Here is a 20,779-nt window from a genome sequence, read left to right as displayed (position 1 = left end):
GACAGAATCAGATCCCAAGACCGCGTCAAAAGAAAGGACTGGCCAGAGATAGGAGGCATTGCGCTGAAGTTTGCGCGTGAACCATTTACCGGGATGAGCATGTTGCACTTTCTTCCCCGCTGCGCGGCAAGTATTGAAGGCCAGGCGTGGGGACACGCCAATTCTCCAATTCCATGCCAGGAGGCCCGATGCACGTCATCTCGATCCAGAGCCAGGTAGTGCATGGTCATGTCGGCAACAGCGCCGCGCTGTATCCGATGCTGGCCACTGGCGTGAGCGTGGCGCCGGTGCCGACCACTCTGCTCTCAAACCATCCACGCTATCCCACAACCCGCGGTCGGGTGCTGGACGCCGATCTGGTGGCCGACCTTCTGCGTGGCGTTGAGGAGCGCGGATTGGTCGATACAGCGTCCGTGGTGTTGTCGGGCTATCTCGGCTCCGCCGCCAATGCCGGGGCGGTGGCGGATTTCATAGAACGCGCCCGGTCCCGCAATCCGGCGCTGCGCTATGTCTGCGACCCTGTGCTCGGCGATGACGGCAAGGTTTTCGTCGCTCCGGGCATCGAAGAGACCGTGGCCACGCGCCTGCTACCCTGCGCAGATGTCATCACGCCGAACCAGTTCGAGCTTCAACGCCTCTCCGGCTGCGACACCGCTACCGAAGACGACCTTCGTACCGCCTGCGCGACGCTTGCCAAGCGGGGGCCGCAGGTCATCGTGGCGACGGGATGCACGCTCACCGACACGGGGCAGAACCAGCTCGAGACCGTTCTCTGGCAGGACGGAAACCTTACCCGGATCGCAACGCCCCGCCTGCCCATCCGGCCCTGCGGAACGGGAGACCTTCTGGCCGGGCTGTTTGCGGCACATCTGGCCTTGGGAAAACCCGTCGAAGGCGCACTTCGCGCGGCGGTTGCCGCGACTCTGGCAGCCATCGACCTCACCTGGCGCTCGGGCGAGGCGGAACTGCGCCTGACGCCATCCGAGGGCGGACCGGCTTTCGCGCCCTAAACCGCCCCGGCGGCAAAGGCAGCCGGAAACGAAGCGGCAAAGGTCGCGCCGTGTCCCAGACCCTCAAGCACGGTCACGCGGACGGCCAGGTCCGGTCGTTCGCCCAACCGCTCTACAAGGGCCATTGTCTGCGGAGAGGGAGCGGGCGTGGAAGCCGCGGAGCTATTGCGCCTGCGCTCCCGGTCTCCCAGCAGGATATGGACCGGTGCGATACCGCCCGGCACCCGACGCGCTGTCCGCTCCGCCACAAAGAGCGCCCCTTCACCGAACCCTGTCGAGGGGCTGACGGGCACCCAACAGCGGAAGCTTTCCGGTGACGCGAACAGGGTCGAGATCGTAAATAGCCCGCCGTAGGAGTGCCCCCAAAGCGTGCGCCGCGCAGGGTCGAGGGGCATCCGCTCCTCCACCGCCTGCCGGAGCGGGCCGGTCAACGCCGTACGGAAAGACGCATCGCCGCCAGTCTGCCGGTCGGGGTGACGAGGATCGACATTGGAACCGGCGGTCGCAGGCGTATAATCGAGGGTTCTGCGCCGCAGGTCCACCCCCTCCCTCGCGGGATAGCCCACAGCGATGACTGCAACATCGGGATGGGCCGCAAGCAACTCAGGCGACAGGCGGTCGAAGACCGAATTTCCATCGAGCATCCAGAGGGATCTCCACCCCTTTGGCGGCGGCTCTCCCCGTGGAGTGAAGAGAAAGAGCCAGTAGGCACCCGCCGCGGTGGAAATCTCCAACCGGGAAAAATCGTGACTGGCGTGGGAAGCATCGACCGATGTGTCTGAAAATGGCGCAGCCTCGGCTGAGGCAGAAGACGCCATGGCACCAAGACCAAAAGCGAGGGGTGTCATCATCAACTGGCGCCTGGTCAGGGTCATCGCGGCTCCACAAGCGCAGAACATTGGCTGGCGACGGCTGGCTCTGGATCGTCTAGACCGGAATGGCGAACCATTGCAAGCCATTGGAGCGCCTTCCGCCGCTTGCACAAGGGAAGGACCGCCGCTACCGTCCGGCGGCTGACAACCGCCAGCCTCGCCCACGGAGATGCAGAATGACACAGACCCCCGAGCCCGCGCCAGAGGATTTCCAGCTGCTCAGCCGCGACAAGCTGCGCTACGGCGACACGGACCGGCAGGGCCATGTCAACAACGCGGTGTTCTCCACGCTTCTGGAGACGGGGCGCGTGGAGCTGCTGTTCGATGCCGCCTCTCCCCTGCGTGAGAATGGCGCCTCCTACGTCATTGCGCGGCTGGAACTGGACTTCCGGGCGGAACTGCGCTGGCCCGGAGAGGTGCAGATCGGCACGTCCGTGGCACGTGTCGGGCGGAGTTCGCTCACGCTCCGGCAGGCGATCTTTCACAATGGACGCTGTGTGGCGACCGGCATTTCCGTTCTGGTGTTGATGGATGAAGAAACGCGCCGGTCCCGCCCGATTTCGGAAGCGGCGCTGGCCTATCTGCAGTCCGTCGCTGTCTGACCGGCGCGGCCTGCGACAGTTTGTCAGCCCCTGAGCAGGGAATGTTTCGCACCGTGACTCCGTATATGGAGCACGATGACCCGCAAGACCGACCCGATCCTTGACGATCTCCCCGCGCTCCGCCGCTATGCCCTGACCCTTTCCCGCGATGAGGGAGAGGCCGAAGACCTCGTGCAGGAGGCCCTGTTGAGAGGGCATGAGGCACGCGGCACGCTCCGGGCAGGCGGCAATATCCGCGGTTGGCTGTTCGGCATCCTGCACAACGTCTTCGTCGACCGCTACCGCAGCCGGACGGCGGAGGCGCGGCGGATCGTGGCAACCAGTCTTGCCGCCCCGCAAAGCGCCGAGGCACCGCAGGAAGCCGTCGTCCGCCTGTCACAGATCCGCACGGCCTTTCTCGATCTTCCGCAGGACCAGCGCGAAGCACTGCACCTCGTCGCGATTGAGGGGCTCACCTATGCGGAGGCCGCCGACGTCGCGGGGGTTCCGATCGGCACCATCATGTCGCGCATTTCCCGCGCCCGCGCGCGACTGCGGGAATTCGAGGAAGGGCCCGCGCGGCCGGCACTTCAGGTTGTCGGAGGGCGCAATGGCCGCGGCTGATCAGGTAACGGAGATCGATCTCGACGCCTATGTGGATGACCAGCTCGACCTTTGGCAACGCGCGCGGGTGGAGCAGTGGCTCGCAGCGCGCCCGGATGCCGCCGCGCGGGTGATGGCCGATTTGCGCATCCGCGACGAGCTTCGCCTCGCAACGGCCGTACCGGCTGCCGGAAACCGCAGGACGGGCCGGGCCGCAGGGAAGCTCGCGCGGGGTATCGCCCGTGATCGCCATCTTCGCCGGGCGCTGCGCCTCCTGCCGGCCTGCGCGCTGATGGTTGCGGGTTGGGTGGCGCATACGGGGATCCGCCCCCTGTCGGCCTCTGTCCCGCCGCCGGCCGTCGTGGAAGCTGCCCTTGCGGCACGCGATGCGGGCAACCTGCGCTTTTCCATGCCGTCACAACCGCCGTTCCAGCACATGGATCGGGGGGAAATCCGCGCCGCCACCGGCATCATCCTGCCGCTCTACGACAGCGGCTGGACCCTCCGGGACGCGCAGATCTTTCCCTCCCCGCAGGGACCGGGCGTGGAGATCACCTTCGACACCGAAGACATGGGTCGCCTCCATGTCTTCGCCGCGCGCCCGGGTGGCTTTGCCGTCACTCTGCCAGCGTCCGAGCAGCGGGGCGGCATCGCCATCGTCTGGTTCCAGATCGGCGAGACGGCGCATGTCCTGCTCGCCGAAACGGATACCGAACGGCTGCGTGTCGCAGCGGAGCGGCTGTCCAGAACCCTCTATTGACCAACAGGAGTATCCCATGAACGACAGTTATCGCGGGCGGAGCGCCGGCTTCGCGCCCGCGGCGGCAAACCCTGCTGCCTTCGACGCGGGTCTGCGCGCGCATATGCTGCGCGTTTACAACTACATGGGCATCGGGCTCGTGCTTACCGCGGCGGTGGCAATGCTGGTGGCCTCCGTGCCGGCGCTCTATGTTCCCATCTTCTCCACCCCCTTGAAATGGGTGGTGATGTTTGCGCCGCTGGCGTTCATCTTCTTTTTTTCCTTCCGCATCGAGGCCATCAGCGCGAGCACGGCGCAGACGCTGTTCTGGGCCTTCTGTGCGGTCATGGGACTGTCGCTCGCCTCCGTATTCCTCGTGTTTACCGGCGTATCGATCGGGCGCGCGTTCTTTGGTGCGGCGGCCATGTTCGGGGCGATGAGCCTCTACGGCTACACGACCCGGCGCGACCTGACCAAAATGGGCAGCTTCCTGTTCATGGGCCTGATCGGCGTGGTTCTCGCCAGCGTCATCAATATCTTCCTTGGTTCCTCGGCCCTGCAGTTCGCGGTCTCCGTCATCGGCATCATTGTGTTTGTCGGGCTGACCGCCTGGGACACGCAGAACATCAAGCTTCAATACTCCGAGCATCATGACAGCGAAACGCAGGGCAAACTGGCCGTGATGGGTGCGCTGTCGCTTTATCTGAACTTCGTCAACATCTTCCAGCTCCTGCTGAGCCTTACCGGCGAGCGGGAGGAATAACCGAAAGGACATCGGCTCTCATGGATCACAACGACAAACAGGCGATCGCGGGCCTTTTCGGCAAGCTCGCGGATGTAGAGCGTCAATCCCCCCAGCGTGACGGAGAGGCGGAAGCCTTCATTGCGCAGCAGGTCGCCCGTCAGCCCGGCGCACCCTATTATCTGGCCCAGACGGTTGTCGTGCAGGAGCAGGCCCTGAACGCTGCGGAGGCACGGATTGCCGATCTGGAAGCGCAGGTCCATGCGGCGCGGCAAGGCGGTCAGGGCGGTTTTCTCTCGCGTCTTCTGGGCGGCCCCGGGGCTGCGCCTCGGCCCCGTCAGCCGGTCGGCCAATCCCTCGGTCAGCCGGCGCCGGGCATGGCACAACCCGGCCGGAGCGGCGGCTTTCTGGGCGGTGCGGCGCAGACAGCAATGGGCGTCGCGGGCGGCATGATGCTTGCCAATGCCATAGGCGGCATGTTCGCAGGCTCTGCAGAGGCAGGCGAAAGCCCTGAAGAGCCAGCGGACATGGGGTTTGACGACGGCGGAGACTGGGAGGAGTTCTGATCTCTCCCGCGGGGTGGGCAATCCACCCCGCACTGTCAAACCGCGGCGTTGGCCTCCGCAGCCGTGCCGCTCATGATCCCCGCGATCGTGAAGCCGCCATCGACGGCGAGCGTCTGCCCCGTAACATAACCCGAACGGCTGGCATCCAGAAGAAACAGCGCCACCTGCGCGATGTCCTCAGGCGCACCATAGCGCCGCATGGGAACAGTGGACATCCATGTCTCCCTGACCTCCGGCGTGTGCACCTCGCGGACCATGGGCGTTTCGATGGGGCCGGGCGCGATCACGTTCACCCGGATGCCAAGCGGCGCAAGTTCAACCGCCATCACCCTGCTCATGGTGATGACAGCTCCCTTGGACGCGCCGTAGGCCACCCGCCCCTCATTCCCCTTTATACCGGAGACGGAGGCCACGTTCACAATGGCGCCGCCCCGCCCCCGCATGACCCGCGCAGCCTCCCGTGCCATCAGGAAGGATCCGACCACGTTCACGTCGAGTATACGGCGGAACAGCCCCGGATCGGTCTGCATGACCGCCACGTCCCGCGCGATACCCGCCGAATTGACCAGTCCGGTGATGGGGCCCAGTTCATCTTCCAGCTGCGCAACGGTTTCCACCACGCGGCCCTCATCAGCCACGTCGAGCGCGACTGCACGCGCCCGCGTATTGTCCAGCCTGGCCGCAAGACGGTCGAGCGGTTCACCGGGCAGGTCGATCGCCACGACCCCCCAATTCTCCGCCAACGCTGCATCCACGACCGAAAGACCAATGCCGGATGCCCCGCCGGTGACCAGAACCGTGCCCTTTTCCGGGATAGCGTCTTTCATTGATCCTCCAAGTTTTCTACCAATATTTCAAAGGTTACTCCGACGATATTCTCACCTTTGGTGAGCTTTCCGGAGTGGACGCGCCCCTCGACATCGACAAGAGACACAGTAAGCATGCAGACGCCGTCCACGATATCACCCGCATCGATACGGACTTCGGTTGCAACACAGTCCACCTGCCTGCCATCAGTGAAGACCGGATCGCAGATGGACCCGATCCCATGGACACGACCGCGACTCAGACCGTGCGTTGCCGCGACCTGTTCAATTGCCGTCACCACGTCCTCGCCGGGGCGAAGACGGAGCAGGATTGAGCCTCCGTTACCGCCTCCTGCAGCCGAAAAGAGTGTGAAATTCGTCTCCTCATCCGGCAGTGCCTCGAACCAGGCCGCGGGCGCGCCCAAGCCACGAACGCTGACCGGCTTCGCAACCCGACTTTCGAGCGGCAGCAGATGTCCCATCGCGACCGCGCCGTCCTCCATCTGCCATTCACCGTGGCAGTGAAGAAACCGGGCACCATCCCGCCAACCGACAACGGCCACGCAGGAGCCAAGCGTGACCCGCCCGGAAGGTGCATGGGTCTTGCTGTAATAGGCCGCGTGAACCCCGTCGGTGGAAAGTGCGGGCAGGACGTAGCGGAACGGGTCCGCCGTTACTCCGTCAAGCCACATGACCCCGCCCATGCAGCCTGCGTCGTCGAAGATGCGCGCGACTTCGTCCATCAGAACGCGGCCCGCCACCAGATCGCCCTCCAGCGGCTGAAGCCGGGTCGGGACAGCCTGCCGTCGATCAGCCGCGGGGGGGCCGGGATGTCGCAGCCCCTGGCGAAGCGCTGTCATGCCAGGTGCCTTTCCAGCTCTGGCATGCCCCGGCGCTCGATCTCCTCCCGCACCAGCTTCTTGGTGATCTTGCCATAGGCGGATTTCGGTAGCTCGTCCCAGAACAGGAAGCGCTTGGGCATCTTGTAGCGCGCTATTCGCCCGTCGAGATGGGCGGAAAGCTCTGCCTCCGTCACCGTCGCATCAACCACGCAGACCGCAACGCCAACCTCCCCCCAAAGCGGATCCGGCAGACCCAGAACCGCCACTTCCCTTACCGCCGGATGGGTGAGAAGCTTCTCCTCGATCTCACGCGGATAGACGTTGGAGCCGCCGGAAATATACATGTCCGAAGCGCGCCCGGTGATGTAGAGGAACCCCTCCTCATCGACATGGCCGAGGTCGCCGGTCCTGAACCACCCGTCCCGAAACGACTTGGCGTTCGCCTCCGGATTTTCCCAGTAACCCGCGAATACGGCGGGTCCGATCACGCAGATCTCTCCCGTCTCGAAGGGCTGAAGCGGCCGGCCGTCGTCGCCCTGTATCTGCAACTCCATCCCGGTCCGTTCAAATCCGCAGGTGGCAAGACGAACATCCGGCCCGTCCTCCGCCGCATGCAGCCGATTGGGGAGCACGGTGATCGCGCCGGTCACTTCGCCCAGACCGAAGTATTGCACAAGCACGGGACCAAGAGCGGCCAATGCACGCTTCTGATCCTCACGATACATGGGCGCGCCCGCATAGATCACGTAGCGGAGGGATCGGTGATCGAAACGCCCGACACTCTCATGCTCCACCATCAGTTTCAGGATAGTGGGAACGGTGAAGATCGTGGAGATATGCCAGCGCTCAACCAGATCCCACGCAGTCGCCACATCGAAACGCTCGGAGGGCATGAGCACCGTCTTGACGCCCCGCGCCACCTGGGTGAGCTGATGCACACCCGCGCCATGGCTCAGCGGCGCCACCACCAGAGACGCGTCCTCGGGCGTCAAACCCGGCATCAGGTCAGCCAGATGGTTGGTCACCACAAAAGCCATCTGACCATGCGTCAGCACAGACGCCTTGGGCCTTCCGGTTGTTCCAGAGGTGAAGAAGAACCAGCAAGGATCATCGCGGTCCACCGCCACGGGTTGCGGCTTTCTCCCCAGAAAATCCGCCACGATGGCGTCGTAGGAGGGGCCGAAAGCCGCATCCCCGATGGCGATTGTCAGGCCCATGCCGGTGCAGGCCGCCGCATGCTCCGGGAATGTGGCATTGCATATCAGTGCCCTGGCCCCCGAACTCTCCGCCAGAAACGCGACTTCCTCGGGGGTCTGGCGGAAGTTGGTTGGAACATAGATCGCACCGATGCGGAAACAGGCGAACATCGTTTCGAACATCTGGTTGCAGTTCTGCGACTGGACGAGAACACGGTCACCCTTGGCGATGCCGTAGCTTTGCAACGCGGCCGCCATGGCATCGATACGGGCGTCGAACTCCGCCCAGGTCCAGACGTTCTCGCGCCAGACGATAGCGATGTCTTCCGGCGCGCGGCGGGCGTTCTGGCTGACGAAGGTCGCGAGGTTCATCACCCGTGTCGAACAGGGTTTCATTTCACGCGCTCCAGAATGGAAACATAGTTGGCCACCGCAGCGCCACCCATGTTGAACACGCCGGCCAGTTCCGCCCCCGGCACCTGCATGTCGCCAGCCTCACCCATCAATTGCATGGCAGCCATCACATGCTGGGAAACGCCGGTCGCCCCGATCGGATGCCCGCGGGACTTCAATCCGCCGGAAGGGTTCACGGGCAGGTCGCCCCCCATCCGCGTGCGCCCTTCGCGGATGACCTTCCAGCCTTCGCCCCGCGCGGCAAGGCCCATGATCTCATATTCGATCATCTCGGCCATGGTGAAGCAATCATGCGTCTCCACGAGATCGAGATCGCCGATACCAAGGCCCGCATTTGCCAGAGCCCCCGCCCAGGCACGACGCCCGCCTTCAAAGGCGGTCGGATCACGGCGGGAAAGCGCGAGGATATCGTTCGCCTGAACACGGGAGCGGAAGCCGATGGCACGTTGCAGGGAGGCCGCAGTCTCGGCATCCGCCAGCACGAGAGCCGCCGCCCCATCGGAGACGAGCGAGCAATCCGTCCGCCGCAGCGGCCCGGCGACATAGGGGTTCTTGTCCGAGACCGTATTGCAGAAGGCGAGACCGAAATCCTTCTGCATATGAGCATAGGGATTGTTCATGCCGTTCGCATGGTTCTTGGCCGCGATCATGGCCAGCTCCTCAGAGCGGTCGCCATTCTGCTGGAAATAATGGTTGGCGATCTGCCCGAATATCCCGGCGAAACCACCCTCGACCCCGCCTTCCTCCTCACGGTAGCAGGCGGTCAGCAGCACATCGCCGACATCCGCCGTTGGTATGGCAGTCATCTTTTCCGCGCCGACGACCAGTGCGACCCGCCCTCTGCCCGCGGCGATGAAGTCCATGGCCGCGTGAAGGGCTGCGGAACCCGTGGCACAGGCGTTTTCACATCTCACGGCCGGAACATGCGTAAGTTCAGGCAATCCCATCGCAACAAGGGAACCTTGAAAATCCTGACGTTGGAAGCCATTATTAAAGCTTCCTACAAAGATTCCATCTACGCTCCCGGCAGGCAGCCCCGCATGGCAGAGCGCGGGCGCAGTTACTTCCGCCATCAGCGCCATGGTGTCCTTTGCCTCGGACTTCCCGAACTTCGTGTGCGCCCAGCCGACGATCATCGGATCTGCCATCACTTCCTTCCTTCCTCAGTGCCCCCTTGCGGAGCAAAAACCTTTTGCAATCGCGCCTCTATTGCCGCGCCCTCGCGCGCCAGAAGCGTGGCCAACTCTTCCTGGCGCTGCGGGCCGAGCCTGCTATCCACTGCCGCTATGGAAATCGCGCCCGCAACCTCACCATCGGGCAGGCGGATCGCCCGACCGATCCCCCAGGACGAACTGACGAACAGGCCCGGATTGAGCGCATGCCCCGCCTTGATGGTCGTCTCCACATCCAGCCGGACCTGATCGGCGGAGTAGCTGCCGATCAGAGCGTATTCCTGTGCCATCTGCGCGATGATCGCGCTCCGTTCCTGCTCCGGTAGGGCCGCCAGAATAGCCATCGCGCCTGCGCCCACTCCGAGCGGATGCTGATCGCCAACCTGCAACGCATGGGTACGGACAGGATGAGAGCCTTCCTGCCGGTGCAGGCAAAGCGCGTAACTGCCTTGCCGCACAGTCAGGAAACTCGTGTCACCCGTCTCTTCCGAAAGACGCCGGAGCGCGTCCATGGAATGGGCGAGCAGCCCATGCCGCCGCCCTGCCAGAACCCCCAGCACATAGAGCTCCGGCCCCAGCGTGTACTTGCGGCTCGCCGGATCCTGATCCACCAGCCGGGCACGCATGAGCGCCATCAACAGGCGTCGGGCTGTTGGCTTGTTCAGGCCGCTTGCTCCGACGATCTGTGACAAACTGGCACCGCTGTCCCCGTTGCGACCCACGAGCGACAGCAGTGCCAGTGCCCGTTCCACCGATTGGGCGCCGGTAACCTGACTTTCGGCAAAGGGACCGGGCTGGTTCATGATCAGCCGAGCGTCAGCCCTGTCGCCTTTTCAAGGATCGACCAGGCCTCATCACCAAACTTGCCATGCCACTCCTTGTAGAAGCCCGCGTCCAGAAGTTTCTGCTGGAAAGCAGCCGGATCAACGGAGTTGAATACCATACCATGCCCCTCAAGTTCTCCTTGAAGAGAAGCATTCAACGTCATGATATCTTTTCGCTGATCAAGAGCAGAGGCATTGAAGTTCCGCGCCACGATCTCTTTCAGGTCATCCGGCAGAGCACCCCAGGCACGCCGCCCCGACAGCATCCAGAATCCGTCCCACATATGGTTCGTCATCGAGACGTATTTCTGTACCTCGAACAGCTTGAAGTTTGACAGGATCGCCAGCGGGTTCTCCTGCCCGTCCACGATCCCGGTCTGAAGCGCCGTATACACCTCGGCAAAGTTGATGGAGGCGGGAGCGGAGCCGAAGGCCGAGAACATGGATGTCCAGAGCGGACTGACCGGAACCCGGATCTTGAACCCTTCGAGATCCGCGGGCGATGCGATCGGCTTGGTAGAGCTGGAAATCTGACGGAAGCCATTGTCGTAGATCCGGTCGAAGGCGTAGAGGCCCTTCGCCTCGATCTCCTTGCGGACATAGGCGCCCAGTTCGCCGTCCATCGCCGCCCAGACCGCGTCATAATCCTTGAAAGCGAACCCGATGCCGTTCAGCGAAGCATTCGGCACAAAGGTGGAGAGGATCAGCGGCGAGAGCATGAAGAACTCGACACCCCCGGAACGGAGCTGCCCCAATACTTCGGTGTCACCCCCGAGCTGGCTCTGCGGAAACACGTTGATTTCCATCCGGCCACCGGATTCCTCGCGGATCTTCGCGATCGCCTCAGCCACGCGGACGTTGGATGGATGCGACAGCGGCTGATTGTTCGCAAGCTTGTAGGTATACTCCGCGGCCATTGCGGGGCGTACCCGGATGAAGGGCGCGGCCAGCGCACCTGCGGACGCGCCGATGATCAGCGAACGACGGCTGAGGGTCATGGGTCTCCTCCCTGAGACATGACGAAGTGATATGCCTTCAGAGGAAGGCGAGCGAAAACCAGGGGACTGCCGCGATAATGACAAGTCCGATGAACAGCGCCCCCAGATAGGGCCAGATTGCGCCCATCGCGGCATCGGGCGGCACGTTGCCTATCTTGCAGGCGAGGTAGAAGCCGATGCCGATGGGCGGGGCCATCAGACCAAGATTCATCGCGACAACGATCACCATCGAATAATGGATGTCGTTGATGCCAAGGGCGCGGGCCATCGGGAACATGATAGGCGCCATGAGCACGATCGCCGGAATCCCCTCAAGAAAACAGCCCAGAACAAGGAAGATCGCAATCGTGACCGCCATGAAGGTGAAGGTCCCCCCCGGCAGGTCGGACACCGCGCTCAGCAAGTGCCCCGCGAACCCCGACTGGGTCAGCGCCCAGGCCATGGCGGAGGCCGTGCCGAGGATGAGCAGGATCGCACCGGAAAGGGCCGCCGTCTCCACCAGCATCGTCCCCATGCGCCGGAGCGGGATGCCACCGTAGAGCACCATCCCGATGAAAGCCGCATAAACCACGGCGACAGTGGACACTTCCGTCGCCGTGGCGATCCCGCCGCCCACGAACCAGCGGATCAGGAACGGCAGCGTCAACGCGGGCGCCGCAATCAGCAGCGTATTCCACATCATGCGAAGCGGAACACGGCGCGCATGGGTCATATCCTCTCTCCGCGCCTGCCAGCGGGCAAGCAGAGCCAGCACCACAAGCAACACCATCGCGATGGCGAAACCGGAGGTAAACAATCCGGCGATGGAAACACCAGCCGCAGAGCCCAGCACGATCAGCACGATGGAAGGCGGAACGGTATCCGCCATGGCGGCGCCGGTGGCGAGCAGGGCAATCATGTTGGAGGGTTTATGGCCCCGCCGCTTCATCTCCGGGAAAAGCGCGGGCGCCACCGTGGCCATGTCCGACACTTTGGAGCCGGAAATACCCGAAACAAGAAACAGCGACCCGAGCAGGACATATGACATGCCTGCCTTCACATGGCCGAGCAGAGAGGCAAGGAATTCCACGATGGCCTTGCCCATGCCCGTCGCATCCAGAATGCAACCGAGCAGCACGAACACCGGAACAGAAAGCAGGATGAGCGCCGACATCCCTTCGTCGATGCGCCCGATCATGACGAAAACAGGCACATTCGTCGCGAATGTTAGATAGGCCAGCGTGCCCAGCCCGAAGCAGAAGGCAATGGGCACACCCATGACCAGCAGCGTTCCCACACCAAGCGCGAGGAACAGCGGCAGATTCCAGTTGCCAAAGCCCAACAAAACGGGCCGGGCGAGCCAGAGCACCCCCACCAGAATGGCAATCGACACCGCCGCCATGACGAGCGGCTTCAGCCGCGTCTCCCGCACCGCCTGCACGAGGGCGAGGAGAGCCATCAGCACCATGCCCGCGGGCAGCGCCGCAGCACGATACGTCATCGGCAATTCCAGCGCGGGCGAGGTGATGTAGCTTTCCTCGTAGGCATATTCAAAGGCAGTGGGCAGCAGCGCCACGAGGAATGTCACCACCAGCAGGAGCGCAAGGCCGTTCAAGAACTCCTGCACGCGTGCGGGAAAGAGCGCCACGAACACCCCGAGCCGCATATGTTCATGACGGTCGATCGCCAGCGCAGCGCCGAGCATCGCGAGCCAAAGAAAGCTCATGGACGCGATCTCATCCGCCCAGATGATCGGACGCGCGAAAACGTACCGCGAGGCGACGTTGGTGAGGATCATTGTAATCATCGCCACCAGCAATGCAGCGGCGATCACTTCCACCGGTCTCATCCAGCGTGAGCCGGGATGTGATGTCTCCAGCTGAGCGAGATCCTCAGCGGGAATCGCTTCATAGGCCATTGTCATGGCTCCCCTCCCCCAATGGCGGCTCCTCTCCGCCAGATGGTGCGGTCTTGCGCCGCTACGCCAAGCGCGACCCTCCCAGATACGCGCCTGACATCCATATGGTGGACCAAATTCAGGCCCTCACAGCGCTACATTGTCGCGACTCGGCAGTAGATGCAATGGATCCGTGTGAATTTAACTGACTTTCTTTCGGATGTGATCCATATTATGGAATAATCGATCACTGAACCGAGCCGGCCATTGTGCAGGACTGACCGCCGTCGACAGGAAGCTCAACTCCGGTGATGAACTTTGCCTGGTCGGAGGCAAGGAAAACCGACGCCCATGCGATGTCCCAGCCGTCTCCCTGACGCTTCATCGGAACCATCGCGGCCCGCCTGCGCCGCATGTCTTCCGCATCGGCATGATAGCCGCCGATCTGCTTCACCACATGCGGCGTGTCGATGAGGCCGGGAAGGATGACGTTCGCCCGGATACCCTGAGCCGCATATTCAATGGCAATGCTTCGCGTCAGCTGGTTCAAGCCGGCCTTGGAGGCGCAGTAGGACACGTAGGGATAGCCCGTCCACCTTATCGAGGCGAGCGAAGAGACATTGACGATTGCCCCGCCTCCCTGCCGGACCATCCAGGGGAGAACCGCCTTGCACGTGAGGAACACGGACGTGAGGTTCACGTCGAACACGCGCCTCCAGCTTTCCTCCGTTGCCTCCGTGACGCCCCCGGGCAGGTTCATGCCGACGTTGTTGTGCAAAACGTCGATGCTCCCCCACCGATCCGTCATGCTTTGAACAACGGCATCAATCTGGGCGGCACAGGTCACATCCGCTGACAAGGCGAGCGCATCACCCCCCTCCGACCGGATGATGGCGGCGGTGGTTTCCGCAGATGCGGCGTCGATATCAACGCAGGCGACCCGACCTCCCTCACGCGCATAGGCGACCGCGGCCGCCTTGCCATTGCCCCAGCCATCTCCGACAGAGCCCGCGCCGAATACCAGCACGGCCTTTTCCTTCATTCGTTCCACTTTTCCTCCTCAGGACCCGCATGAATCCCCGCCCTCTCCCCAGGGCCGGGCGAGAGTGGCGCTCCGTTGCCGAACTGTCAAACCGGCGTGAAGTGGGAAACCGGCCAAATCCCGCCATGACTTGGAAAAATCTTCGCTTCTCCGCGGCGAGCAATCGCCGATCGATCAGGCGCGCAATTGCCTTTGCGGGGCTTCCGATCACGCGCGCGCTCACGTTTCATCACAACGCAGGGAACCAAAATCTGGGCTTTTGGTTGTAAAATCGAGCACTATGCGCTAAATGTAGGGGCATCTGACATATCGGTGATCATTCGCACATGGGGCAAGGCGGCCTTCCCGCTCTGCCACAAAGGGCATTTTCATGTCGCCCCAAGACGCGAGAAAACAGCAAGGAGAGGCATGCAAGCCAAACTGAGTGTAAAGAACGTCAGCAAGATTTTTGGCGACAAACCGGAGGAGGCCCGTGCGCTTCTCCAGAAGGGCGCCACCAAGCAGGACATCCTCGAAGCAACCGGCGCCACAGTCGGCGTGAGGGACGCGACGTTTGACGTGGCCGAGGGCGAGATCTTCGTCATCATGGGGCTTTCAGGCTCTGGCAAGTCCACCCTTGTGCGGATGCTGAACGGGCTGATCCCTGCCACCTCGGGAAGCATCCTGATCGACGGCGACGATATCGCATCCGCTTCCCCCAAGGAGCTCCGCCGCATCCGTCGCGACAAGATCGCAATGGTGTTCCAGCATTTCAGCCTGTTTCCGCACTGGACTGTCGCCCAGAACGTCGCCTACGGGCTGAAGGTGAAGGGGGTTGACGCCGCGAGGCGTGACGCCGAAGCGCGCGAGGTGCTCGACCGTGTGGGCCTCGCTGCCTGGGCGGATGCGCTCCCCTCCGATCTTTCCGGTGGCATGCAGCAGCGCGTGGGGATCGCACGCGGGCTGGCGTCCGGGCCCGAGATTCTGCTGATGGACGAGCCGTTTGGCGCCCTCGACCCGCTTATCCGCCGCGAGATGCAGGAAGAGTTGATCCAGTTGCAGCGCAAGATGCGCAAGACCATCGTCTTCATCACCCACGACCTGAACGAGGCGATGATGCTTGGCGACCGCATCGCCATCATGAAGGACGGCGCCATCGTGCAGATCGGCACGGCGCAGGAAATCGTGACCTCGCCGGCCGACGACTACGTCGCAGCTTTTGTCGCGGATATCGACCGGGGCCGCGTCTTTACCGTGGAAGACATTTCCCTTCGTCCTGCGGCGATCCAGCTCGGCCGTCACACCGCCGCCGCCGCGCTCAAGAAGATGGAAGAGAGCGAAGCAGGCGCGCTTCATGTGCTGGACGGCGACCGTATAGTCGGCATCGTCACCTATCGCGATCTCGCGGCCATCGTTTCGCGCAAGGGCGAAGGTCCCGGAGCGGTGCTTGAGGCGATGCGGGAGGATTTCCCCTCCGTGGACACGAAATCAGCGCTTGCGGATGTGTATGAGGCCGCCGGCACCGGTCTTCCCGTTGCGGTGACGGACCGCCATGACCGTCTTGTCGGTGTCGTCGAACCCAAGGACGTGCTGGCCCAGCTTGCCACCGCCAAAACCGAAACAAACGGGGAGGCCGCCAATGAGCCCCGCTGATATTGCGACACTACCTTTCGACGAGTGGGTGAACGGCTTTGTCCGGGGCTGGCTTGTTCCCAATTTCCGTACTTTCTTCCGGGCGGCTCAAACCCCGATCACGAGCGTTCTGAACGGTCTGAATGGCTTCCTGCTGGCAGTCCCCATGCTGGTGATGCTGCTGGGTTTTGCCGCGGCGGCCTGGCGTTACGCAGGCAAGGGCATGGCGATCTTCGTGATCGTCGGGTTTTCCTTCATCGACATGATCGGCCTCTGGCCGCAGACGATGACGACGCTCGCCATGATCCTGACTTCGGTCTTCTTCTGCGCGATCATCGGCATCCCTGCGGGTATCCTTGCCGCACGCTCCGACATCACGTGGAAGATCATGCGCCCGGTGCTGGACGTGATGCAGACGATCCCGTCCTTCGTCTATCTGGTGCCCATCGTGATGCTTTTTGGTGTCGGCATGACGCCCGGCATCATCGCGACGATCATCTTTGCCTTGCCGCCCATCGTGCGGCTGACCAATCTTGGCATCCGCAACGTCCGGGCCGATCTTATCGAAGCTGCACAGGCCTTTGGCTCCACGAGCTGGCAGATGCTCTGGGATCTTCAGCTTCCGATGGCGATGCGGACAATCATGGCCGGCCTGAACCAGACACTGATGATGGCGCTTTCCATGGTGGTCATTGCCGCGCTGATCGGCGGCGGCGGACTCGGGCTGGTCGTGAATACAGGCCTCGGTCGACTGGACGTGGGTTCCGCAACTGCGGGCGGTGCGGCCATCGTGATCCTCGCCATCACGCTCGACCGTATCACGCAGGGTCTGGCGGATGAAAACGGGGCGCGCCGCGTTTCCCTTTTCCAGACGCTGAAAGGCTTCTTCGGCGCGGGATCCACCGCGTCTGTTGCCGAGCCTGCCCGTGAGCCGAAGGTCGGCTGATCGAAACGGCGGTCCTTCAGGATCGCCCCTTCCCTCCCATTAAACAGAAAGGAGACGATCCTATGTCCCGTCTCAAATCCTCTCTTGCCACCACGCTTTCCGTTGCCGCTCTGGTGCTCGGCGCTCCTGCTGCGATGGCACAGGACCGGCCCGGCGAAGGCGTTTCCTACATCATGGCGCAGCCGAGCTGGGATACCGGCTGGTTCCACACCGAGATCGTCAAGCAACTCATGGCCGAACTGGGGTTCAGCGCGGGTGCGACGATGACGCTCGACAATCCCGCCTTCTACCAGTCCGTTGCGTATGGCGATGTGACGATGTGGGTCGATGGCTGGTTCCCCGGCCACGATATCTACCGTCCCGTGTTCGAAGGCCAGGCCGAGACGGTTGGCGCTGTTGCCAAGGGGGGCGCGCTGGAGGGCTATCTGGTGGACAAGGCCTCCGCCGAGAAATTCGACATCAAGACACTGGACGATTTCAAACGGCCGGAAGTTCAGGAAGCCTTTGACCGGAATGGCGACGGCAAGGCCGACATGGTCGCCTGCCCTCCCGGCTGGGCGTGCGAAACCAATATCGAACACCATATGAAGGCCTATGACCTGCTCGACCACGTCAACCCGATCAAGGCGGGCTATGCGGCGGCTATGGCTGATGCGATCGCCTCTTATCAAGCCGGCGAACCTATCTTCTTCTACACTTGGACGCCGAACTGGACCATCGACCAGCTCAAGCCCGGGGAGGATGTCGTCTGGATCGAGGTTCCGCGTATCGACCTGCCGGAAAACCTGATGCCGCTGGCGGATAATGCCGTGCAACCTGACATCGAGGGATGCGTCGCAAACCCCTGCATGCTGGGTTTCCCTGCGAACGACATCGTTTCCGTTGCCAATACGGAATTCCTCGACGCCAACCCTTCGGCACGGGCACTGCTGGATGCAGTGGAGATCCCCCTTGCCGACATGTCGTCGCAGAATGCCAAGATGAATGCCGGTGACCGCAACATCGAAGCACATGCGGCTGCCTGGATCGAAGCGAACCGCGAACTTGTGGATGGTTGGATGGAGCAGGCGCGCGCCGCCGCCACTCAGTAATCACCGGTAAAGAAAAACGCCGCCCCACGGGGCGGCGTTCTGGTCTCAGGCAGAGGCGATCTTCTGCGGTACCTCAGGTTGCGCGCTCGCGCCAAGGCCAGCAAGATGGCGCCCGGTGATGTAGCCAAACGTCATCGCTGGCCCCAGGGTGATACCCGCTCCTGGATAATTGCCCCCCATGATCGAAGCCCGGTCGTTACCGACCGCGAACAGGCCCGGGATCACCTGCCCCTGACGATTCAGGACTTCCCCCGGCACAGTGGTTTCGAGCCCGTCGAAGGTGCCAAGGTCACCCATCTCCAGCTTTACAGCGTAATATGGCCCATCGCCCACCGGCGCGACCGCCGGGTTCGGCTTGTTGTCCGGGTCGGCAAGATAGCGGTTGAAAGCCGTGCTGCCCCGCCCGAACTGACGATCCTCGCCGACGCGCGCACCGCTATTGTAGTCCGCCACGGTTTTCTCCAGCCCCGCCGGGTCGATGCCGCATGCACTGGCCAGATCGGCGAGCGTCTTGCCCTTCTTCAGATATCCGCTGCGGAGCCAGGAGCCGAGTGGCATCGGCGCAGGCTTTGCATGGCCAAGGCCGTATTTGCGTATCGCCCGGTGATCGCAGATGAGCCATGCCGCGCCTTCACCGGACGCGCTCATGGCCGCGCCGACATCATGATAACTGTTCGACTCATTGGTGAACCGCTTGCCCGTGGACAGGACCGCCATCATTCCGGGTTTGTAACGGTCGAGCAGGTGCGGGAAGATGCCCTCCCTGCCGCCCCGTCCCGGAACACGTGAAACCGGCATCCATGCCGCGGGCTCGGGATAGCGGGCGTCAAACGCGCCGCCGACCTCCTCACCAAGACGGATACCATCGCCGGCGTTCTCCGCCGGAACAGGAGAGTGATGTGTCTTGCCCCCGCGAAGGTGCGAATAGGACTGCGCCCGACGTGCGAGGTCGTGGGCATAGCCGCCACAAGCCAGAACGACACCCTTCCGCGCCGTGATCCGCGCCTTGACCTCACCGCCGACTTCGGCACCCACGACACGGTCTCCTTCACGGACCAGAGACAGAGCGGGGGCGTCCGTCAGGATCGGAATGCCCAGCGACAAGGCCGACCGGGCCAGCCGCGCGGCGAGCGCATTGCCGCTTGTCACCTGCACACCCCGGCCATGGCGCACGACCTCGACCCCGTGCGCGGCGAGCCGCTTTGCCACATAGGCAAAAGATTTCAGAGACTTGGTTGCATTGAAGAAATGCTTGATGTCTGCGTTGGAGGAGTTGAACATCATCCCCATGAAGGTGATGGTGGACAGCGGCGGACGCAGGCGCTTCAGATCATCGCCCAGCACACTCGCGTCATAAGGCGCCGCGAGCACGGAACGCCCGACATCCACGCCGCCTTCGACATCGGGATGATAATCGGGATAAAGGGTGGGAACGAACTTCACATCCGTCTCCCGTTCGAACCAATCCACCATTTCGGGGCCGGTCTGCAGGAACGCTTCCACCGCTTCCGGCTGATACCAATTTCCGGTTTCGGCACGCATGTAGCGGCGGGCGGCGTCGATGGTGTCGGATGGGTTCTGCGCCTTGCCGTAGTGGCTGCCGGGAATCCAGAGGACGCCGCCCGAGAATGCCGTCGTGCCACCAAAGACCGGCGCCTTTTCGATCACGATCACCTCAAGCCCGAGCTTCCGCGCAACGATCGCGGTTGCCAGACCGCCGGCACCGGAACCGATCACGAGCACGTCGCAGTGTCTGTCTGTCGTGGAGACTGTCGCCATGGCTCCCCTCCATGAGTTCTATGTTGCGTTCGCAACAGTGGATAGCTTAGGGCCGCCGGGCGATCAATGGACCTTTCACGATCCCTATGGCACAATTCCGTAACGAAACGCATGACGGGCGACAGAGTCCCATGATGGATCGCCCCGCGGCCATCCCTCGCTATTACCTGTATGGCGATCCGGCCCGGGACGTGGAGCTGGACTTTCTGCACGTGGAGCCGATCCTTGACCGTTCCGGACCGAACGACTGGACGATCCGCCCGCATTTTCATCCCGATCATTCACAGGTGATGTTCGTGGCACAGGGCGGCGGCGAGGTGCGGCTGGAGGAGGCGGTATACAAGCTCTCCGCCCCGACCTTCATCGTCATTCCCGCAGGCGTCATTCATGAAATCCGGTTTCAGGAGAATACCGAGGGCCACGTCCTCACGGCAGCGCTCGTAGGCTTGCGCGCGGCTGCACGGGACGATGTGGGACTGCTGCGGGTGGGCACGACGGCGGGCGTGCTGCCCCTCCGGCATAGCGGTCTGGACCCGGCCGGTGTCTCGCTGCTGCTGAACGACATGACGCGGGAATTCGTCTGGCAAGCACCGGGGCGGCGCGCGGCGCTGCTTGCACAATACACGCGGCTTCTGGTCTTCGTGCTGCGCGCGGGCGACGCCGCAGAAGCCCCGCCGCCCGACCGGGATCTGGATCTGCTGAACCGATACCGGGGGCTGATCGAGACCCACTTCCGGCAGGAGCGGGCGCCCTCTTTCTATGCGCGGGCGCTTGCCGTCACCCCTGCGCGGCTGAACGCCGCGTGTCGGGCGCGGGCGGAGACCACCGCCTCGGACCTGCTTTACCAGCGCATCCTGATCGAGGCGAAGCGCCACCTGGCCTATACCGACCATACGGTGGGTGAGGTGGCGCATATCGCGGGTTTCGACGATCCCGCCTATTTCAGCCGGTTCTTTTCCCGCCATGTGGGACTTTCGCCCGCGGCCTATCGCCAATCGGTGCGCGCGGGCGCGGCGGGCTGACGTCCAAGCTTTTCACCCGATCGTCCATTTTCCTTTTTCGCCGCTGC

General features: G+C 63.2%; 20 protein-coding genes. 10 read left to right on the top strand and 10 right to left on the bottom strand.

Going from position 1 to position 20,779, the window contains the following annotated elements; translation table 11 throughout:
- Nucleotides 1-188: 188 nt before the first annotated feature.
- On the top strand, nucleotides 189-1,010 hold the full coding sequence (gene pdxY, locus CDV49_RS02650) for a pyridoxal kinase (RefSeq protein WP_088214033.1): 822 nt from the start codon (nucleotides 189-191) through the stop codon (nucleotides 1,008-1,010).
- On the opposite strand, the gene CDV49_RS02645 is transcribed toward pdxY, so the two are convergent.
- Nucleotides 1,007-1,885, bottom strand: coding sequence for an alpha/beta hydrolase (locus CDV49_RS02645; protein WP_179209098.1), 879 nt, complete (start codon nucleotides 1,883-1,885; stop codon nucleotides 1,007-1,009). The two genes, pdxY and CDV49_RS02645, sit on opposite strands and share 4 nt — an antisense overlap.
- Before the next feature lie 173 nt (nucleotides 1,886-2,058).
- Between CDV49_RS02645 and CDV49_RS02640 the strand changes: the two genes are divergently transcribed.
- The 5 genes from CDV49_RS02640 (at nucleotide 2,059) to CDV49_RS02620 (ending at nucleotide 5,113) form a co-directional block, all read left to right on the top strand.
- Complete coding sequence (locus CDV49_RS02640) at nucleotides 2,059-2,484, top strand: acyl-CoA thioesterase (RefSeq protein ID WP_088214031.1); 426 nt, start codon at nucleotides 2,059-2,061, stop codon at nucleotides 2,482-2,484.
- Nucleotides 2,485-2,559: 75 nt separating this feature from the next.
- On the top strand, nucleotides 2,560-3,087 hold the full coding sequence (locus tag CDV49_RS02635) for a sigma-70 family RNA polymerase sigma factor (RefSeq protein WP_088214030.1): 528 nt from the start codon (nucleotides 2,560-2,562) through the stop codon (nucleotides 3,085-3,087).
- Entirely contained in the window at nucleotides 3,074-3,826 is a 753-nt protein-coding gene (locus tag CDV49_RS02630) for an anti-sigma factor family protein (protein ID WP_088214029.1), read from the top strand. The genes CDV49_RS02635 and CDV49_RS02630 overlap by 14 nt, the downstream gene beginning before the upstream one ends.
- A gap of 16 nt (nucleotides 3,827-3,842) precedes the next feature.
- On the top strand, nucleotides 3,843-4,568 hold the full coding sequence (locus CDV49_RS02625) for a Bax inhibitor-1/YccA family protein (RefSeq protein WP_088214028.1): 726 nt from the start codon (nucleotides 3,843-3,845) through the stop codon (nucleotides 4,566-4,568).
- Nucleotides 4,569-4,588: 20 nt separating this feature from the next.
- Nucleotides 4,589-5,113: a DUF2076 domain-containing protein gene (locus CDV49_RS02620; RefSeq protein ID WP_088214027.1), complete on the top strand. Its 525-nt coding sequence runs from the start codon at nucleotides 4,589-4,591 to the stop codon at nucleotides 5,111-5,113.
- 35 nt (nucleotides 5,114-5,148) lie between these two features.
- Here the strand turns inward: CDV49_RS02620 and CDV49_RS02615 are convergent, their stop codons facing one another.
- From CDV49_RS02615 to CDV49_RS02580, 8 genes are all read right to left on the bottom strand, one after another.
- Complete coding sequence (locus tag CDV49_RS02615) at nucleotides 5,149-5,940, bottom strand: SDR family NAD(P)-dependent oxidoreductase (RefSeq protein ID WP_088214026.1); 792 nt, start codon at nucleotides 5,938-5,940, stop codon at nucleotides 5,149-5,151.
- A complete protein-coding gene (locus CDV49_RS02610; protein ID WP_088214025.1) occupies nucleotides 5,937-6,779 on the bottom strand; it encodes a PCC domain-containing protein in 843 nt (280 codons plus the stop codon). The genes CDV49_RS02615 and CDV49_RS02610 overlap by 4 nt, the downstream gene beginning before the upstream one ends.
- Nucleotides 6,776-8,353: an acyl-CoA synthetase gene (locus tag CDV49_RS02605; RefSeq protein ID WP_088214024.1), complete on the bottom strand. Its 1,578-nt coding sequence runs from the start codon at nucleotides 8,351-8,353 to the stop codon at nucleotides 6,776-6,778. The genes CDV49_RS02610 and CDV49_RS02605 overlap by 4 nt, the downstream gene beginning before the upstream one ends.
- On the bottom strand, nucleotides 8,350-9,519 hold the full coding sequence (locus tag CDV49_RS02600) for an acetyl-CoA acetyltransferase (protein WP_088214023.1): 1,170 nt from the start codon (nucleotides 9,517-9,519) through the stop codon (nucleotides 8,350-8,352). The genes CDV49_RS02605 and CDV49_RS02600 overlap by 4 nt, the downstream gene beginning before the upstream one ends.
- The gene (locus CDV49_RS02595; RefSeq protein WP_088214022.1) at nucleotides 9,519-10,346 is read right to left on the bottom strand and encodes an IclR family transcriptional regulator; all 828 of its coding nucleotides are present in this window, start codon (nucleotides 10,344-10,346) and stop codon (nucleotides 9,519-9,521) included. Before CDV49_RS02595 ends, CDV49_RS02600 begins: the two co-directional genes overlap by 1 nt.
- 2 nt (nucleotides 10,347-10,348) lie before the next feature.
- Nucleotides 10,349-11,365, bottom strand: coding sequence for a TRAP transporter substrate-binding protein (locus CDV49_RS02590; protein WP_088214021.1), 1,017 nt, complete (start codon nucleotides 11,363-11,365; stop codon nucleotides 10,349-10,351).
- Nucleotides 11,366-11,402: 37 nt separating this feature from the next.
- Complete coding sequence (locus CDV49_RS02585; RefSeq protein WP_088214020.1) at nucleotides 11,403-13,268, bottom strand: TRAP transporter large permease; 1,866 nt, start codon at nucleotides 13,266-13,268, stop codon at nucleotides 11,403-11,405.
- Nucleotides 13,269-13,488: 220 nt separating this feature from the next.
- Entirely contained in the window at nucleotides 13,489-14,283 is a 795-nt protein-coding gene (locus CDV49_RS02580; RefSeq protein WP_088214019.1) for an SDR family NAD(P)-dependent oxidoreductase, read from the bottom strand.
- Between the two features lie 408 nt (nucleotides 14,284-14,691).
- Between CDV49_RS02580 and CDV49_RS02575 the strand changes: the two genes are divergently transcribed.
- From CDV49_RS02575 to proX, 3 genes are all read left to right on the top strand, one after another.
- Nucleotides 14,692-15,915, top strand: a complete 1,224-nt coding sequence (locus CDV49_RS02575; protein WP_088214018.1) for a quaternary amine ABC transporter ATP-binding protein — start codon at nucleotides 14,692-14,694, stop codon at nucleotides 15,913-15,915.
- Nucleotides 15,902-16,840, top strand: coding sequence for an ABC transporter permease (locus CDV49_RS02570; RefSeq protein WP_088214017.1), 939 nt, complete (start codon nucleotides 15,902-15,904; stop codon nucleotides 16,838-16,840). The genes CDV49_RS02575 and CDV49_RS02570 overlap by 14 nt, the downstream gene beginning before the upstream one ends.
- Before the next feature lie 62 nt (nucleotides 16,841-16,902).
- Nucleotides 16,903-17,931 (top strand): glycine betaine/L-proline ABC transporter substrate-binding protein ProX, encoded by a 1,029-nt coding sequence (gene proX / locus CDV49_RS02565; protein ID WP_088214016.1) that lies wholly within the window; start codon nucleotides 16,903-16,905, stop codon nucleotides 17,929-17,931.
- Between the two features lie 45 nt (nucleotides 17,932-17,976).
- Here proX and CDV49_RS02560 read toward each other — a convergent pair whose 3' ends face one another.
- Nucleotides 17,977-19,710 (bottom strand): FAD-dependent oxidoreductase, encoded by a 1,734-nt coding sequence (locus CDV49_RS02560; protein WP_088214015.1) that lies wholly within the window; start codon nucleotides 19,708-19,710, stop codon nucleotides 17,977-17,979.
- 131 nt (nucleotides 19,711-19,841) lie between these two features.
- On the opposite strand from CDV49_RS02560, the gene CDV49_RS02555 reads away from it, so the two are divergent.
- Nucleotides 19,842-20,732: a helix-turn-helix domain-containing protein gene (locus CDV49_RS02555; protein ID WP_256947203.1), complete on the top strand. Its 891-nt coding sequence runs from the start codon at nucleotides 19,842-19,844 to the stop codon at nucleotides 20,730-20,732.
- The last annotated feature ends 47 nt before the right edge of the window (nucleotides 20,733-20,779 follow it).

Source organism: Haematobacter genomosp. 1, from assembly GCF_002196855.1.
In the GTDB taxonomy this organism is placed as follows: Bacteria; Pseudomonadota; Alphaproteobacteria; order Rhodobacterales; family Rhodobacteraceae; genus Haematobacter.
The sequence above is the reverse complement of the archived record's forward strand: the minus strand, read 5'-3'. Positions and strand labels throughout refer to the sequence as shown.

Bases quoted from the DNA above. Each gene is read 5' to 3' on its own strand.
- pdxY (WP_088214033.1), top strand. From the start codon at position 189: ATGCACGTCATCTCGATCCAGAGCCAGGTAGTGCATGGTCATGTCGGC.
- CDV49_RS02645 (WP_179209098.1), bottom strand. From the start codon at position 1,885: ATGACCCTGACCAGGCGCCAGTTGATGATGACACCCCTCGCTTTTGGT.
- CDV49_RS02640 (WP_088214031.1), top strand. From the start codon at position 2,059: ATGACACAGACCCCCGAGCCCGCGCCAGAGGATTTCCAGCTGCTCAGC.
- CDV49_RS02635 (WP_088214030.1), top strand. From the start codon at position 2,560: ATGACCCGCAAGACCGACCCGATCCTTGACGATCTCCCCGCGCTCCGC.
- CDV49_RS02630 (WP_088214029.1), top strand. From the start codon at position 3,074: ATGGCCGCGGCTGATCAGGTAACGGAGATCGATCTCGACGCCTATGTG.
- CDV49_RS02625 (WP_088214028.1), top strand. From the start codon at position 3,843: ATGAACGACAGTTATCGCGGGCGGAGCGCCGGCTTCGCGCCCGCGGCG.
- CDV49_RS02620 (WP_088214027.1), top strand. From the start codon at position 4,589: ATGGATCACAACGACAAACAGGCGATCGCGGGCCTTTTCGGCAAGCTC.
- CDV49_RS02615 (WP_088214026.1), bottom strand. From the start codon at position 5,940: ATGAAAGACGCTATCCCGGAAAAGGGCACGGTTCTGGTCACCGGCGGG.
- CDV49_RS02610 (WP_088214025.1), bottom strand. From the start codon at position 6,779: ATGACAGCGCTTCGCCAGGGGCTGCGACATCCCGGCCCCCCCGCGGCT.
- CDV49_RS02605 (WP_088214024.1), bottom strand. From the start codon at position 8,353: ATGAAACCCTGTTCGACACGGGTGATGAACCTCGCGACCTTCGTCAGC.
- CDV49_RS02600 (WP_088214023.1), bottom strand. From the start codon at position 9,519: ATGGCAGATCCGATGATCGTCGGCTGGGCGCACACGAAGTTCGGGAAG.
- CDV49_RS02595 (WP_088214022.1), bottom strand. From the start codon at position 10,346: ATGAACCAGCCCGGTCCCTTTGCCGAAAGTCAGGTTACCGGCGCCCAA.
- CDV49_RS02590 (WP_088214021.1), bottom strand. From the start codon at position 11,365: ATGACCCTCAGCCGTCGTTCGCTGATCATCGGCGCGTCCGCAGGTGCG.
- CDV49_RS02585 (WP_088214020.1), bottom strand. From the start codon at position 13,268: ATGACAATGGCCTATGAAGCGATTCCCGCTGAGGATCTCGCTCAGCTG.
- CDV49_RS02580 (WP_088214019.1), bottom strand. From the start codon at position 14,283: ATGAAGGAAAAGGCCGTGCTGGTATTCGGCGCGGGCTCTGTCGGAGAT.
- CDV49_RS02575 (WP_088214018.1), top strand. From the start codon at position 14,692: ATGCAAGCCAAACTGAGTGTAAAGAACGTCAGCAAGATTTTTGGCGAC.
- CDV49_RS02570 (WP_088214017.1), top strand. From the start codon at position 15,902: ATGAGCCCCGCTGATATTGCGACACTACCTTTCGACGAGTGGGTGAAC.
- proX (WP_088214016.1), top strand. From the start codon at position 16,903: ATGTCCCGTCTCAAATCCTCTCTTGCCACCACGCTTTCCGTTGCCGCT.
- CDV49_RS02560 (WP_088214015.1), bottom strand. From the start codon at position 19,710: ATGGCGACAGTCTCCACGACAGACAGACACTGCGACGTGCTCGTGATC.
- CDV49_RS02555 (WP_256947203.1), top strand. From the start codon at position 19,842: ATGATGGATCGCCCCGCGGCCATCCCTCGCTATTACCTGTATGGCGAT.